Origin of the sequence: Paucilactobacillus vaccinostercus DSM 20634 (genome assembly GCF_001436295.1) — a bacterium.
Taxonomy (GTDB): Bacteria; Bacillota; Bacilli; order Lactobacillales; family Lactobacillaceae; genus Paucilactobacillus; species Paucilactobacillus vaccinostercus.
In genome coordinates this window covers 77,957-93,188 of record NZ_AYYY01000014.1, presented here as the reverse complement: position 1 = coordinate 93,188, position 15,232 = coordinate 77,957, and the positions used below count along the sequence as shown (strand labels likewise).

Below are 15,232 nucleotides of genomic sequence, written 5' to 3'. Positions count from 1 at the left end.
TCAACCAATAACAAACTGGAGGTAATACAATGAAAGCAATTGGCATTTACCAAGGAACGGATATTGAGTCGCAGACGTTTACAACGGAAACACGGCCCGTTCCAACAGCGCAGGGCACGGATGTTCTTGTGAAGGTCCAGGCCGTATCGGTGAATCCGGTGGATACAAAGGTGCGGCAGGTCACGGATCAGACCGAGTTGAAGGTGCTCGGGTACGATGCCGTCGGGACAATTACTGCGGTTGGTGATCAGGTCACGGCGTTTAAAGTGGGCGATCGGGTCTTTTATGCGGGGAGTAATCAGCGTGATGGCGCCAATCAAGAATACCAGCTTGTGGATGCGCGCTTAATCGCACTGGCACCGGCCAAGTTGTCCGATGAAGATGCGGCTGCCATGCCGCTCACCTTACTGACAGCGTATGAGCTACTGTTTGAAAAGTTTCATAATCCGTTTGCTCAGGGGGCCAACGGACAAAAGACGGTGCTGATCATCAACGGCGCCGGTGGTGTCGGCTCGGCCGCGATTCAGTTGGCTAAGTGGGCTGGGTTTCACGTGATTGCGACCGCTCATCGACCAGAAACCGTGACCTGGGTTCAGCAGATGGGGGCCGACGAAGTCATTGATCATCACGAAAGTTTGACGAAGCAACTCGCCGATCGGCAAAATCAAATTGATAATATTATGATTCTGCACACCACGGAAGCGTATTTTGAAGCTGCCGCTCAATTAGTGACCCCCCTCGGACACGTGGGTTCGATTGTGGAGTCTCAACAAGCACTACCACTTGGAATGCTCAAGGATAAGGCAGCCAGTTTTGACTGGGAATTTATGTTTGCAAAGGCAAAATACGGCGTTGACATGACCAGCCAGGGACGGATTCTGGCCGAGATGGCGCAGTTACTTGATCGTGGCGCATTGCGGTCGACCCGCACCCAAACGATTGAGACGATGACAGCCGAAACACTGCACCAAGGGCATGAAATTGTTGAGCGGGGCACGATGATTGGTAAGTTAGTCCTAAAAGCCTCGTTTTAAAGAGAATAATCATGAAGAAAGCTTGACAAGTCGCGGTAATTTTAGTAAAATTTTACTAAAATGTAACCGCTTTATTTGGTAGGAGGAAAAACGATGAATAAGGAACAATTGTTACAAGAATACGAGCAAGTCTTTCATGAAGCTGGCAAGAGTGTGTATTTTTCACCAGGTCGGATTAATTTAATTGGGGAATATACCGACTTTAACGGTGGGCACGTGTTCCCATGTGCCATCAGCCTTGGGACTTATGGGGTGTACGCACCACGGACAGATACGAAGGTTGAAATGTCGTCAGCTAACATGACCGACAGCCCGATTGTTTCTTTTGATATCAACGATGCCGAACCCGAAAAGGGAAACGGTAAAACGTGGGCCAACTACCTAAAGGGTATGATCGTGCAACTCCGTAAGGCGGGATACACCTTTGATCATGGCTTTAACCTGTTAGTTCATGGGAACCTCCCATACGGGGCGGGCCTTTCCTCGTCAGCTTCGATTGAACTATTGATGGGATACATTCTTAAGGCGGAATACGACTTGGATGTCGAACAACTGACACTGGTCAAGCTTGGGCAAAAGGTTGAAAACGACTATATCGGGTTGAACTCAGGTATTATGGATCAGTTTGCGGTTGGAATGGGTAAGAAGGACAACGCCATTTTGTTAGATGCCAATACGCTGGCCTACAACTACTATCCATTGGAACTGGGTGACTACATTGTGGTCATCATGAACACGAACAAGAAACATTCATTGGCCGATTCCAAATACAACGAACGGCGCGCACAGAACGAAGAAGCCGTTAGACGGCTGCAATCAGCCCTCGATATTAAGTATTTGGGCGAATTAACGAACGATCAGATCGATCAATACTCATACTTAATCGGCGACTACACGTTGATTCGTCGTGCCCGTCACGTGGTACTTGAAAATCAACGGACCTTACAGGCGAGAGATGCCTTGTTGAACGGCGATTTGGAACTATTGGGGCGCCTAATTAACGCCTCACATGTTTCATTGAAAAATGACTATGAAGTTTCGGGTGTTGAATTAGATACGCTTGCTGAGACGGCATGGCAACAACCAGGCGTTTTGGGCGCCCGGATGATCGGCGGTGGCTTCGGTGGTAGCGGCATTGCGATCGTGAAGAAGGACCAAGTAGCGGCCTTCAAGCAAAATGTTGGTCGGGTGTATGAAGACAAGATTGGTTACAAAGCGGACTTCTACGATGCTGAAATTGCGGGCGGTCCTCAACAACTATAATAATCTTTAAATAGATGACCGAGATTGTGCCAAGCTAATTTGGCACAATCTTTGATTTACAGCACTTTTCATGGCACACTAGTGGTTAGCGTAAAAGATGAGTAAGAGGGAGTAATAAGATGAAATTAATTGAACAGTTTGCAGAAACGGTGATTCAAAGTGGCACGTATGACCCAATGGATCGGTTCTATGTGATCAATAAGATCCGGGCGCTGGTGGGAGATCAAGACGCCTCGGTCCAAGACGGTGCGCAGGTCAAGGATCAACTCATCGATTTGGCCGTTACCAATGGCAAAATCGAAGGCACGATTACCGACCGTGAAATTCTCAACGATCAATTAATGGATTTAGTGACGCCCACGCCGGCACAGATGAACCGTGAATTCTGGCAACGTTACGAAGCAGCGCCTGAAGATGCCACGACTTATTTCTACGATTTTTGTAAACAAAATGATTACATCAAAGTAGCGGCAATCAAGAAAAACGTCGAATTTAGTCGGGCAACGCAGTACGGTGATTTGGAGATTACGATTAACCTTTCTAAACCAGAAAAGGATCCGAAGGCCATTGCCGCGGCCGCACAACAAACGAGTGCACAGTATCCACAATGTCAGTTATGTATGGAAAATGAAGGTTATTTAGGCCGGTTGGGCTACCCCGCACGAAGCAACCACCGTATTATTCGGATGGAAGTTGGCGGACAGGAATGGGGATTTCAGTACTCACCGTACGCCTACTTCAACGAACACTGTATTTTTCTGGATGCGAAGCATGAACCCATGCAAATTAACGCGCAAACGATTAAAAATTTAATTCAAATTGAACAGACTTTTCCGGCTTATTTTGTCGGTAGTAACGCTGATTTGCCGATTGTCGGGGGATCAATGTTGGCACACGAGCACTATCAAGGCGGTCGGCATATCTTCCCAATGATGAAGGCGACGATTAAAACGCCGTTGACGTTTACCGGCTTTGAGCACGTGACAGCCGGGGTGGTCAATTGGCCAATGACCGATATTCGCCTAGTGAGTGCCGATACTGACCAGCTCGTGGCGTTGAGCGATAAAATCATGACGGCGTGGAAGCAGTATAGCGATCCGAGTGTCAGCGTGGTCGCAACGACCGATGATACGAGTCATCATACGGTTACTCCCATTATGCACCGGGGAAAAGAGACCTATGTGTTAGACCTTGTTTTGCGCGACAACAATACGTCGGCACAGTATCCGAACGGTATTTTCCATCCCCACGATGAAGTGGCCCACATTAAAAAGGAAAATATTGGCCTGATCGAAGTTATGGGTCGTGCAATCTTACCCGCACGACTTAAGACGGAAATGCAAGAGGTTAAAAAGTACTGGCTGGGTGATGCCAATGAAATTGCGGCCTACCACCAACCATGGGCCAATCAAATCAAGACCCAGCAGGCCATTACGGCAACCAACGTGGACGACGTTATGGAACAGGCGCTGGCAGATGTCTTTGCTCAGGTGCTAGAAAACGCCGGCGTCTTTAAAAATGACGATAAAGGGCAAGAAGCATTGGCAAAATTCGTGCAGACAATATAGAATAAGGATGTAGCGTGAAAGCGGTTAGGCATTTAAGCACGCTGCTTGCCGACCATTATTTTAGAGCAAGTTAAAATTATCATGTAAAGAAGAATAATCAAATTCCAGAAAGGGGTGATCTACAATGTCAGTAACGTTAAAAGATATCGCCAGTAAAGCTAACGTTTCGTTAGCAACGGTTTCTCGAGTGCTCAACAATGATCAGACCCTTTCGGTAAATGATTTGACGCGTAAGAAGATTTTTGAAATTGCCGAAGAGCTTAACTATACCAAGCATAAGCGGCCAGCTACCAAGACCCCCAGTAAGCGGATTGCGGTAGTGCAGTGGTACACCCAAAGTCAGGAACTCGATGATCTGTACTATATGTCGATTCGAATGGGCATTGAGGAGCATTGCCAGCAGGTGGGTTACAAAGCCATTTCGATTTACGAGAGTAGTCTCGATCAAATTCCAGCGGGCGTGGACGGCATTATTGCGTTGGGAAAGTTTAGTCCGAACCAAATTCGCCAGTTACAACGGATTTCCAGTAACGTTGTTCTGGTTGATTTTGATGGGCTTTCGCACGGCTGCGATAGCGTCGTGACGGATTTCGAACAGTCAGTTGATATGGTCATTGACCGCTTCCAGCAAGCCGAGATCAATGATATTGGGATGATTTACGGTACCGAGAAAACGACGGACCAAAAACAAACGATTAATGATCAACGCTATCATTACTTCGTGAAGGCGGTCACGGCGCTGGGCATCTATAACCCTGATTTTGTCTTCGAGGGTGATTTTACATCACAAGCGGGATACCAGGCGATGAAACACGCAATCGAAACGCTGGGTGATCGGCTCCCCCACGGCTTTTTTGTGGCGAACGATCCGATGGCGGTTGGGGCGCTTAAGGCGTTACAAGAAGCCAAAATTCAAATCCCGGAACGGGTCAGTCTAATCAGCTTCAATGATACAACCATTGCTAATTACGTCTATCCAGGCCTTTCTGCCATTCACGTGGCGACGAAGGACATGGGGCAAAGTGCGGTCGAATTAATGGTTGAACAGCAAAACGCTCCCCGTGACTTTACTAAAAAAGTCGTATTAGGGACGCGATTAATCGAGCGGCAAACGACGAAATAAACACTTAATCCTTGTTAACGGGCAGATGACAATCTGTCTCCTTAGCAAGGATTTTTTTAAACTCATTAGGAGGTAATCATCATGGCACAATCGGTTTTACAGGCGATTATTGTGATTAACGCACAGAGTATCGATTTACGAATTGTAGATTTGAAATCATTGCAAACGATTGAGCAGGCCAGTGCACCAGTCGTTTTAGGCGACCATCTTTTTACCTCGGGCGGTATTGATCCCCAAATGGTGGACGAGGCGATCATCAAGTTACGGGATTTCCAGCAGTTAATTCATGACGATGGCGTTGAGCAGACGCAAGTAGTCGTCAGTCACGCGGTTTCGCAAGCTGAAAATATCAGCTTTGTGCAGGATCAAATTTACGTTCAAACCGGTCTGACGATGACGCCACTGACGGTTAACGAGGAATTGATGTACCGTTTCCAAGCGAGTGCCGTGTTGTTGCCCCACTTTAAAAAAATGGCCAGTAAGGGGACCATCCTCATTCAAATTGGGGCTAGTGTCATCACGATGATGGTGTGCGAAGAAGAGCGGGTAACACTGGTTAGGGAACTGCCATTAGGCCCCCTGCGAGTTGCTCAAATTTTAGCAGGTATGGAGCGGCAGGTGGCCTCCTATGAGGAAGTGCTGGATGATTACCTTTCCTCAAAACTGATGGATATTTGGCGCATGATGCCCACCCACCACTTTGACCGGGTGATTTTGATGGGCTCGAAATTGACCCTGTTGGAAGAGATGATTCCCACGCACAAGCACGATACCAGCATTACGCACGACCAGTTTGATCAGCGGTTTAGCGAAGTTATGAAACAGTCGGATCAAGACCTCGCCGAACACCTCCCACAAATGGAAGTCGCTGAAGTGGCCCCGACGTTCTTGCTGCTGGACCAAATTTTTGATCACCTGCACGTTAAGGAAATTTGTTTAACGGATATTAAGTTGATCGACGGGCTAATGGTCCATTTGAGTGATCAAAAAGGGCATTTAAAGACGAACTGGGATTTTAATCAGGTTGTCATTGATGAAGCCAAGTGCATTGCTCAGCGCTACCGGGTGGATCAGCAACACCAACAACAGGTGCTTAAATTTGCTGGTCAGCTATTTGACCGTCTAAAAAAGTTGCATGGGCTGGGGAAAGAAGAGCGCTTATTACTGCAATTGGCAGCAATCTTACAGGATACCGGGGTTTTTCTGGATGCCCATCGTCATTCGTTTCACTCGGAATACATTATTCTTGCCAGTGAAATTTTGGGATTAAACCGGGCCGAACAAACGGTGGTTGCGGCTGTAGCGCGATATCACAGTGCAACGGCACCCTCGCTTGACCTCAGCCAGATGCATCAGGTGAGTGCCGCAGACCGGCTCCGAATTGCGAAGCTATCGGCGATTTTACGGCTTGCCGACGCACTTGATGATAGCCACCAGGCCAAGATTTCCAAGATTAGCCTGCATTTGGATACGGATCAGGTGGTGATCACCGCACAGTCAACCCGGGCGATCACCCTTGAGCAGTGGACGTTTCAGCATAAGGCCAACTTTTTCCGGAAAGTTTATGGGTTGAAGGCCGTTTTGAAGAGTAACCGATTAAAAGGATAGGGAGGCGTTAGGATGTCATATAGAAAACCAGAATATTTTACTAATCGTGAGCTAAGTTGGGTCGACTTTAACGATCGGGTACTGGATGAGGCCCGTGATAAACGCAATCCACTCCTGGAACGCGTTAATTTCTTGGGAATTACGCAAAGTAATTTAGATGAATTCTTCATGGTTCGGGTGGCGTCATTACGAAAAATGGAGGCCGTTAATTATGATAATCATGATGCGGCGGGGATGTTACCAGCAGAGCAGTTGAAGGCGCTGAGCGTTAAAATTCACCAACAGGTTTTGAAACAGTATTCCACGCTGTCCCGTTCGTTAATGCCACAGTTAATGGAAGCTGGGATTGAGCTGCTAGATTACGAAAACCTATCGAAACGGCAATTAATGTATGTGAGTCAATATTTTCATCAGGACCTGTATCCGGTGCTAACCCCGATGGCGGTCGATAGTTCGCGGCCGTTTCCGTTTATTGGAAACAATGCGTTGTATCTAGCGGTACGGCTGGCGAAAAATAGTTTGTTATTGCCCGAAGACGATAAAAAAGAGCGACGTTACGCGCTCGTTCAGGTGCCCGATGTCTTTAATCGGATTGTTCAGTTGCCCGGCGATAATCAATTTTTACTGCTCGAAGAGGCCATTAAGCCCTTCATTGCCGAACTTTTTACGGGGTACAAGGTCAAAGAAGTTCGGACGCTGCGGGTTATCCGTGATATGGACTTTGACGTCGCGCAGACCGACACGTCTAATCTGATGAAAGACATTGTGTCGCAGCTTGCCATGCGGGAGCATACCAAGGTGATGCGGCTGGAACTGGAGGCCAAGACGGGGAAAAACTTACGGAAGTGGCTGACCGAGCAACTAGATGTTCGGGAAGACGATGTTTACGAAATTAACGGGCCCATCGATCTGCACGCCATGAGTCAGCTTGCAAAGGCGGTCACGGATCACGCTGATTTACGGTCCCCGCCGTTTCACCCATTCTTACCCAAGACCCTACAAACGGATGACCTATTTACGACCATTTCTCGGGGGGATGTTTTCTTACACCACCCGTACGACAGCTTTAAACCGGTGGTCAGCTTTATTCAGCAGGCCGCCCAGGATCCCGATACGCTGGCGATCAAGATGACACTGTACCGGGTGTCGAGCCGTTCCCCCATTATCAAGGCCCTTGGTGAGGCTGCCCAAAATGGCAAACAGGTCACCGTGCTAGTGGAACTGAAGGCGCGGTTTGACGAGGAGAATAATGTGCATTGGGCGCACGAATTGGAAAAACGAGGCTGTCATGTGATATACGGCTTAAAAGGATTGAAGACACACTGTAAACTATTGCTAGTGGTTCGTCGCGAAAGTGCGGGTATTAAGCGCTACGTGCACATGGCGACGGGCAATTATAATGATGTGACGGCTAACTTTTACACGGATATGGGGCTCTTCACGGCGGATACCCGCATTGGCGTGGATGCGTCGAATATCTTTAACATGCTGTCAGGGTTCTCGGAACCGCGCCGGTTTGAAATGCTCAACATTGCCCCACTGACGATGCGTGATTTTTTGGGTGAACGTATTAAAGATGAAATCAAGGCGGCTCAAGCTGGCCGGCCAGCAAAAATTCGAATGAAGATGAATTCTTTATCGGATCCGCGAATCATCGATCAGCTTTATCAAGCATCAGCTGCGGGCGTAAAAATTGATATTATTGTGCGGGGAATCTGCTGCCTCAAGACGGGAATTAAGGGCGTCAGTGACAATATCACGGTTCACTCGATCGTCGGCCGATTCCTTGAACACAGCCGGATTTATTATTTTTACGCCGATGGACAGGAACGCCTTTTCTTGTCGAGTGCGGATATGATGAACCGCAACTTGTCACGGCGGGTCGAACTGCTATTTCCAGTCTTGCAAGCTGATATTAAAGCCCAGATCATCCAAATTTACGATTGGATGTGGCAAGATAACCTGAAGACTCGGGTATTAATGGCGGATGGCACTTATCAGAAGGTGGATCGGCGGGGCTTAGATCCGTTTGAGGTGCAGGAAGCACTGATGGCTCAGGCAAATGCGGCACGAGTCCATGAGGTCGACCAGGCCGTGAAGCAGGAACGGACCACCTTTGAGCCGCTTCGTAAACCGCAGGATAAATTCGACTAGGAGGCACACACAATGGAAAATTTGGCAGTCATTGACTTGGGGTCTAACTCGGCGCGCATGACGGTGACCGAGATTCATGATGATGGGAGCTATCAGGTGGTTCAACGAATGAAGCGCATGGTCCGATTGTCAGAAAATATGGGTGAAGAAAAGACCTTGAAGGATTCTGCGATGGACAGAACCATTCAGGCCTTAAAGGATTTTCAAGAAGTTTATCAGCAATTACCTAACGTCACGTTGCGGGCGGTTGCGACGGCGGCCGTACGGATGGCCAAAAATCAAAAGGAATTTTTGGCCCGCGTGGCCGCAGAAGTAGATGGCCTCAAGTTGGAAGTCATTACGGGGACGATGGAGGCCCATTACGATTATCTGGGCGTCATCAATACGTTACCGGTGACCAACTGTGTCATCATGGATACCGGTGGGGCAAGCTGTGAGTTGGTGCTCGTGCAAAACGGGAAGGCCCAGAATCTAGTGAGCCTCCCGATTGGGGCGGTGAACCTTTCCGAACAGTTCTTTAAGAACCGGACGGATGTCCTCCGAGCGCAGGACTTATTCTGGGAAACGACCTTTGTGAACCGCCTCTTTAACGGTATTTGGTGGCTCCATCGTGGTCAGAACCTTCCCATTGTGGCCCTCGGTGGGAGCAACCGCACCCTGGCGAAGATCTATCGCAAAAAGGTTAAGGCACTAGACTTCGAGGACATTCATGGATACCGCATGGCGGTTGACCAGATTGAGACGGTGTATGCTGATATCATTGGTAAGAACCTGGCTGAGCGGCGCGACATTCCGGGATTAGCTCGCGATCGGGCCGACATTATTGCCGGAGGAATTACCCCAATTGTGACGATCCTGCGCTATCTGGATTCCGATCGGGTATTCTTTTCTCAAAATGGGGTACGGGAAGGAATCTTATTCGAACACATTACGGAACGTCAGGATCACGATCAGCTAAAGTAGTTCCAGTGCGGATTCATCGTTAATCTGGATTTGTTTACTACCAGTTTGGGTGATAATCCCGCGTTGTTCGAGCTCCGCTAGTTTGCGGCTAATGGTTTCCGGCGTCGTACCAAGATAGGTGGCCAGATCCTTCTTTTTAAGTGGTAATTTAAAGTTTTGACTCTCAAACTGGGCGGCGGTTTCCACCAGATAATCGGCTAGCCGTGATTCGACGGACGTGGTTGCTGTCTTGGTGGTCCGTTTTTCAAGATCTGTCAGCCGCTTTCCAAACTCGTTAAGCAGATTCAGGCTGATGGTCGGATACTTCTGCATTAGTCGCTGAAATTCGGGCCGGTTAATCTGGCAGATTTGCGTCGGCATGAGGGCCTGGGCAAAAGAATTGTGGTTAGCTTGAGAAAACAGGGCCGTTTCACCATCAAAGTCGCCCGTGGTGAGCAGGTAAAGAAGTTGCTCCTTACCGTTAGCGGCCAACTGGAAGACTTTCACCTGACCACTGGCAACGATCATTAAGGCGTCCATCGGATCACCGGCGGCAAAAATGGTTTCTCCAGCCTGATAGTGGTGACGGTGAACGATAGATTCAATGGTGGCCTGTTCGGATTCAGTTAACTGACTAAACAGCGGCACGAGCGAAACGCAATTGTGATGTGGCATATTGACCCTTCCTTTCAAGTGTTTAATGCAAGCATAGCACGAAATGAACCGGATGTGGAGCAAAGCGGCTAGCGTAAAAAGCCGGCCCGTGAAAACTAAAAACAGTGGTTCTTCCAAGCGCCGGCTTAGGAGAACCACTGTTTTATATTATTTCTGCTTATCTATTGTATGCTTCTTTGAACAAAGCAACAATATCTTCTTTTGATCCCTTACGAGGGTTAGGACCGGCATTGCCGTCCTTCAAAGCGTTTTCTGCTAATAGTTCGAAGTCTTCTGGTTTAGCGCCTAATTGCTTAACGGTCCGAATACCAACAAGGTCTGACATCCGTTGGAGCGCATCAATGGCCTTTTGGGCGGCATCCCAAACGCTTAAACCGTCGACGTTTTCGCCCATGAAGCGTGCAATGTCAGCGAACCGTTCTGGTGCGGAGACGATGTTCCACTTTTCAACGGTTGGCATTAAGGCTGCACAGCATTCACCGTGAGGGGCGTCGTATTGGCCGCCTAATTGGTGGGCCATGGCGTGAACGTAACCGAGATCGGCGTTGTTGAAGGCCATTCCGGCGAGCAATGACGCTTCGGCCATCTTCGTACGAGCTTCAACGTTGTGACCATCCGCATAAGCCTGTGGCAAGTACTTGCTGATCAGCTTGATGCCTTGAATGGCTTGGGCATCGGTGATGTCGTTGCGGTGGGTTGATACATATGATTCCACACAGTGGGTTAAAGCGTCCATCCCGGTTGCAGCCGTTAAGCCCCGAGGAATGTCAAGCATTAACAGCGGATCATTGAATGATACCAATGGAACATTACGCCATGAAATGACAACGAACTTCAGCTTGGTTTCTTCGTTAGTAATAACGGCGTGACGGGTAATTTCGCTAGCAGTTCCGGCAGTTGTGTTAACAGCGAAGAGTGGTGGCAATGGGTTTTCTAAGGTTTCGATTCCGGCGAGTTTTGTGATGTCGTCACCGTTAGTGAGCACGATACCAATCCCCTTAGCGCAGTCGTGTGATGATCCCCCACCAACAGAAATAATGCTATCGCAATTGTTGTCGTAGTAGGCTTGCTTACCTGCTTCAACGTTCCGAACCTTAGGATTTGGTTCGACTTGGTCGTAGAATGCGTAGTCAACACCGGCAGCCTTTAATGATGCCTCGGTTTGTTTAACCGGGCCATTTTCCATTTGGCGCAGGAAGGGGCCAGTTACGATTAAAGGTTTCTTCATATTGAGCATCTTAGCACGGTCACCAATTTTGCTGATCACACCAGGGCCAAAGAAGTTAACGTTGGGCATCATAAAGTCTGTATTAGGTTCTACCATTATAAAATTCCTCCAGAAGTTAATTATTGGAAATTAATTCACAAGTACGGTGAAAATTAACTGAAATAGGAAACTATTCCATGCATCATTTTCATTACGTTTGTATTGTATTATTTATAATTACATTTTTCAACCCCTATTTATCAATAAAATATGCAAATTTTTTCATTAAAACTAGACCAATTTAAATAAAATGAAAATTGTGTACTGATATACAATGACGAGTGTGCAATCGCTTGCACGATCGAAAATGAGGAATTGAATAGACCAATGCTAAAGAAAATTAAAATTAAATGGCAATTTAAAGCGCATTCAAAGATATAGGGTATATACTGTTGATTTATAAGTGTGATAAACTTGTGAATGTTCGGAAACTTACATATATAGCAATAGGAGGAAAAGTTGCTCATGCGTCGCTATCGATCAATGCGTTTAAGTTTAGGATGGCAAATTGTCATCGGATTGATTTTAGGAATTATTGCTGGGGTTATTTTTTACCATAACCAAACTGCGATTACGGTCATGTCTAATTTAGGAACAATTTTCATTAGTTTGATTCAAATGATCGTGTTACCTATCGTGGTGTCATGTTTAACCGTCGGGATTGCCGGAATGGGTGATATTCATAAGTTGGGCCGGGTTGGTGTGAAAACGCTGATCTACTTCGAAATTATGACCACCATTGCGATTGCTATCGGACTGATTGTTGGGAATATCACACAAATCGGGACCTTTATCGACATACATCAATTACAAAGTACGGATATTTCTAAGTATATGGCGACGGCCAAATCAGCGTCACACACGGGAATTTGGGACACACTGTTGGGCATTATCCCGACCAACTTCTTCAAGTCCCTTTCTGAAGGCGACATGATGCCAGTTATTTTCTTCTCTGTCTTCTTTGGGCTCGGAACCGCAGCCATTGGTGAACGCGGTAAGATTATTACCGACTTCTTACAGGCGGTTTCGGAAGTCATGTTCAAGGTAACAAACTGGGTCATGAAATTTGCACCAATCGGGGTTTTTGGCTTGATTGGAATGACGCTGGCTGAAATGGGAATTAGCGCATTATTACCATTAGGATTGTTCGTGTTAGTCACTTACGCAACCATGGCCTTTTTCATCGTAGTCGTCTTGGGTCTGGTGGCACATCTGTTCAAGTTTAAGTTCTGGACGTTGATGAGCGTAGTGAAAGAAGAGTTTTTGATTGCCTTTTCAACGGCTAGTTCAGAAGCAACATTGCCACGGTTGATCAACAAAATGCAAAAGTATGGGGTCAGTGAGGGGATCGTATCGTTCGTGATTCCGACGGGCTATACCTTTAACTTGGATGGCTCGGCCATCTATCAATCATTGGCCGCGCTGTTCTTAGCACAGGCCTATGGCATTCATCTGACAATTGGGCACCAAATTACACTCCTCGTGGTGTTGATGATTACGTCCAAGGGGATGGCTGGGGTGCCAGGAGCCTCATTCGTGGTCTTACTAGCCACGGTTTCAACGATCGGTGTGCCGATGTCTGGCCTGACCTTTATTGCTGGGATTGACCGGTTTGTCGATATGGCGCGGACATCCGTTAACGTGGTCGGAAACTCGATTGCCACCATCGTGATCGGTAAATCAGAGCACGAATTTGATGCTGAGAAAAATAAACGATATTTAGAAGAAATTAAAAACGCCTGAAAGGATTGATCTGGATTGGCTGAGACAAAACAATTACCAAACCGTAGTGAAGTTGCTGATGAGTTGAAGTGGGACTTAACCCTGCTATTTGATTCGGATGATGAAATGAGAGCCGCTTTAAAGCAAACGGTTGCCTTAGTGACCGACTTTGTGAAGCTAGAAGGGCAGGTCGGAAAAAGCGCCCAGAACCTGCTTAATGCGCTTCAAGCGGAAAAACAAATTGACGAGCAACTGGAACGTGAATATGTCTACGCATTTATGCGCCGGGATAGCGATACAACGGATACGGCGGCCGTAAGTGTGTTTGGGGAGGCTGCGAACACCCTCAGTAAACTGGGGGCCCAGATGGCGTTTTTGGAACCTGAAATTGTAGCCATTAGCGATGAACAGCTGGCACAGTTTCAACAAGCTGAACCCCAACTGGCTGAATTTGAATTTTTACTGAAAAAGTTGCGGAGTCAACGGGCCCATGTCCTTTCGGATGTTGAAGAAAAACTACTGAGTCGGGCGCAAAAGTCACTGGACGCCTCTGAAGAAATTTACAACACGCTCAATGACGCGGATCTTGATTTCGGACAGGTCCACAATGACGATGGCAAACTCGTTCAGTTGACGCATGGTAATCGGAGTCAGTTTACCGAATCGCAAATCCGTGAGGTTCGTAAGGAAGCAACGTTAGCTTACGAAAAACCATACCAAAAGTTACGAAATACCTTTGCCCAAACATTTAATAGTTTTGTTGATTCACAGAACATGCAGGCGCAAATTCGGCATTATGACAGTGCCCGTCAAGCGGCGATGTCAGGTAATCACATCGATGAGAGCGTTTATGATACGTTAGTTAAAAGCGTTAATGACCATCTATCATTGGCTCACCGGTGGTACGCACTAAAAAAGCGGGTTCTCGGCTTAGATACGATGTACAAGTACGATTTGAACGTTCCGTTGGCCGGTTCGGATATGCTGAAGACCACCTTTGAGGAAGGCAAGCAAATGACCTTGGATGCGTTGAGTGTGCTCGGACCACGCTATACGGCGGGGCTCAAGCAGGAATTTGACCATCGCTGGATTGATGCGGCCGAAAATAAAGGCAAGCGGTCTGGCGGCTACCAAATTAGCGTTTATGATGCGAACCCGTTTATTCTACTGAACTGGACCGATAAGCTGTATAGTACGTCGGTTTTGGCGCATGAATCTGGTCACGCCATGCATAGCTATTTTTCATCGCAGGCACAACCATCTGAATATGCCGATGCCCCCATTTTTCTGGCGGAAGTGGCATCGACCTTTAACGAAAATATTTTGACGGACTATTTGTTAGAGAAGTATCAAGATGATCGGCAAAAATTGATCTTTATTTTAGAACAATATATTACTGGTTTCATTGGTACGATTTATCGGCAGACCCAGTTTGCTGAGTTCGAGCATCAAGCCTACCAAGCGCAGCAGGCGGGCACCACGCTGACTGCCGATTACCTGGATCAGATTAGTGGTGATTTGGTCAATAAGTACTATGGCCCATCAGTCACCGAAACCGGGACGAGAACGCAGAGCTGGGCGTATGTTCCGCACTTCTATATGAACTACTACGTCTATCAATATGCGACCTCCCAAGCGGTGTCAACGGCATTGTCGCAGCGAGTCTGGCAACATGAGGACCACGCATTAGAAAACTACTTTAGCTTTCTAGAGGCCGGTGGCTCGGACTATCCAGTGAATATCTTGAAGCACGCCGGTATCGATGTGACGACCGACCAGTATTTGAAGGAGGCCTTCAAGGTCTTTGAACAACGGTTGGATCAGATTGAATCCCTGCTATTAAAGTAAAAGAAAAAAGCCTCACGAAATTTCGTGG

General features: G+C 47.4%; 11 protein-coding genes. 9 read left to right on the top strand and 2 right to left on the bottom strand.

Annotation, left to right across the window (positions count from 1 at the left end):
* The first annotated feature begins 29 nt into the window (after positions 1-29).
* The 7 genes from FC26_RS03950 (at position 30) to FC26_RS03920 (ending at position 9,713) form a co-directional block, all read left to right on the top strand.
* Positions 30-1,034 carry a zinc-binding alcohol dehydrogenase family protein gene (locus FC26_RS03950; RefSeq protein WP_057778006.1) on the top strand — a complete coding sequence of 335 codons (1,005 nt, stop codon included), beginning with the start codon at positions 30-32 and terminating at the stop codon, positions 1,032-1,034.
* A 93-nt stretch (positions 1,035-1,127) separates the two neighbouring features.
* Positions 1,128-2,297, top strand: a complete 1,170-nt coding sequence (locus FC26_RS03945) for a galactokinase (protein WP_057778004.1) — start codon at positions 1,128-1,130, stop codon at positions 2,295-2,297.
* Between the two features lie 119 nt (positions 2,298-2,416).
* Positions 2,417-3,865, top strand: coding sequence for a UDP-glucose--hexose-1-phosphate uridylyltransferase (locus FC26_RS03940; protein WP_057778003.1), 1,449 nt, complete (start codon positions 2,417-2,419; stop codon positions 3,863-3,865).
* A gap of 124 nt (positions 3,866-3,989) precedes the next feature.
* Positions 3,990-4,988, top strand: a complete 999-nt coding sequence (locus tag FC26_RS03935) for a LacI family DNA-binding transcriptional regulator (protein WP_057778001.1) — start codon at positions 3,990-3,992, stop codon at positions 4,986-4,988.
* Positions 4,989-5,069: 81 nt separating this feature from the next.
* The gene (locus FC26_RS03930) at positions 5,070-6,596 is read left to right on the top strand and encodes a Ppx/GppA phosphatase family protein (protein WP_057777999.1); all 1,527 of its coding nucleotides are present in this window, start codon (positions 5,070-5,072) and stop codon (positions 6,594-6,596) included.
* Between the two features lie 12 nt (positions 6,597-6,608).
* A complete protein-coding gene (locus FC26_RS03925; RefSeq protein WP_057777996.1) occupies positions 6,609-8,750 on the top strand; it encodes an RNA degradosome polyphosphate kinase in 2,142 nt (713 codons plus the stop codon).
* 12 nt (positions 8,751-8,762) lie between these two features.
* Positions 8,763-9,713 (top strand): Ppx/GppA family phosphatase, encoded by a 951-nt coding sequence (locus FC26_RS03920; RefSeq protein WP_057777995.1) that lies wholly within the window; start codon positions 8,763-8,765, stop codon positions 9,711-9,713.
* On the opposite strand, the gene FC26_RS03915 is transcribed toward FC26_RS03920, so the two are convergent.
* Both FC26_RS03915 and FC26_RS03910 read right to left on the bottom strand, forming a co-directional pair.
* The gene (locus FC26_RS03915) at positions 9,705-10,367 is read right to left on the bottom strand and encodes a Crp/Fnr family transcriptional regulator (protein ID WP_057777993.1); all 663 of its coding nucleotides are present in this window, start codon (positions 10,365-10,367) and stop codon (positions 9,705-9,707) included. The genes FC26_RS03920 and FC26_RS03915 overlap by 9 nt on opposite strands.
* Before the next feature lie 157 nt (positions 10,368-10,524).
* Positions 10,525-11,691 (bottom strand): iron-containing alcohol dehydrogenase, encoded by a 1,167-nt coding sequence (locus tag FC26_RS03910; protein WP_057777992.1) that lies wholly within the window; start codon positions 11,689-11,691, stop codon positions 10,525-10,527.
* A gap of 408 nt (positions 11,692-12,099) precedes the next feature.
* On the opposite strand from FC26_RS03910, the gene FC26_RS03905 reads away from it, so the two are divergent.
* Positions 12,100-13,377, top strand: a complete 1,278-nt coding sequence (locus FC26_RS03905) for a cation:dicarboxylate symporter family transporter (protein WP_057777990.1) — start codon at positions 12,100-12,102, stop codon at positions 13,375-13,377.
* Positions 13,378-13,392: 15 nt separating this feature from the next.
* Positions 13,393-15,204: an oligoendopeptidase F gene (gene pepF, locus FC26_RS03900; protein ID WP_057777987.1), complete on the top strand. Its 1,812-nt coding sequence runs from the start codon at positions 13,393-13,395 to the stop codon at positions 15,202-15,204.
* Positions 15,205-15,232: the final 28 nt, after the last annotated feature.

Coding starts and splice junctions, on each gene's coding strand:
- FC26_RS03950 (WP_057778006.1), top strand. CDS start 30: ATGAAAGCAATTGGCATTTACCAAGGAACGGATATTGAGTCGCAGACG.
- FC26_RS03920 (WP_057777995.1), top strand. CDS start 8,763: ATGGAAAATTTGGCAGTCATTGACTTGGGGTCTAACTCGGCGCGCATG.
- FC26_RS03935 (WP_057778001.1), top strand. CDS start 3,990: ATGTCAGTAACGTTAAAAGATATCGCCAGTAAAGCTAACGTTTCGTTA.
- FC26_RS03915 (WP_057777993.1), bottom strand. CDS start 10,367: ATGCCACATCACAATTGCGTTTCGCTCGTGCCGCTGTTTAGTCAGTTA.
- FC26_RS03930 (WP_057777999.1), top strand. CDS start 5,070: ATGGCACAATCGGTTTTACAGGCGATTATTGTGATTAACGCACAGAGT.
- FC26_RS03905 (WP_057777990.1), top strand. CDS start 12,100: ATGCGTCGCTATCGATCAATGCGTTTAAGTTTAGGATGGCAAATTGTC.
- FC26_RS03940 (WP_057778003.1), top strand. CDS start 2,417: ATGAAATTAATTGAACAGTTTGCAGAAACGGTGATTCAAAGTGGCACG.
- FC26_RS03945 (WP_057778004.1), top strand. CDS start 1,128: ATGAATAAGGAACAATTGTTACAAGAATACGAGCAAGTCTTTCATGAA.
- FC26_RS03910 (WP_057777992.1), bottom strand. CDS start 11,691: ATGGTAGAACCTAATACAGACTTTATGATGCCCAACGTTAACTTCTTT.
- FC26_RS03925 (WP_057777996.1), top strand. CDS start 6,609: ATGTCATATAGAAAACCAGAATATTTTACTAATCGTGAGCTAAGTTGG.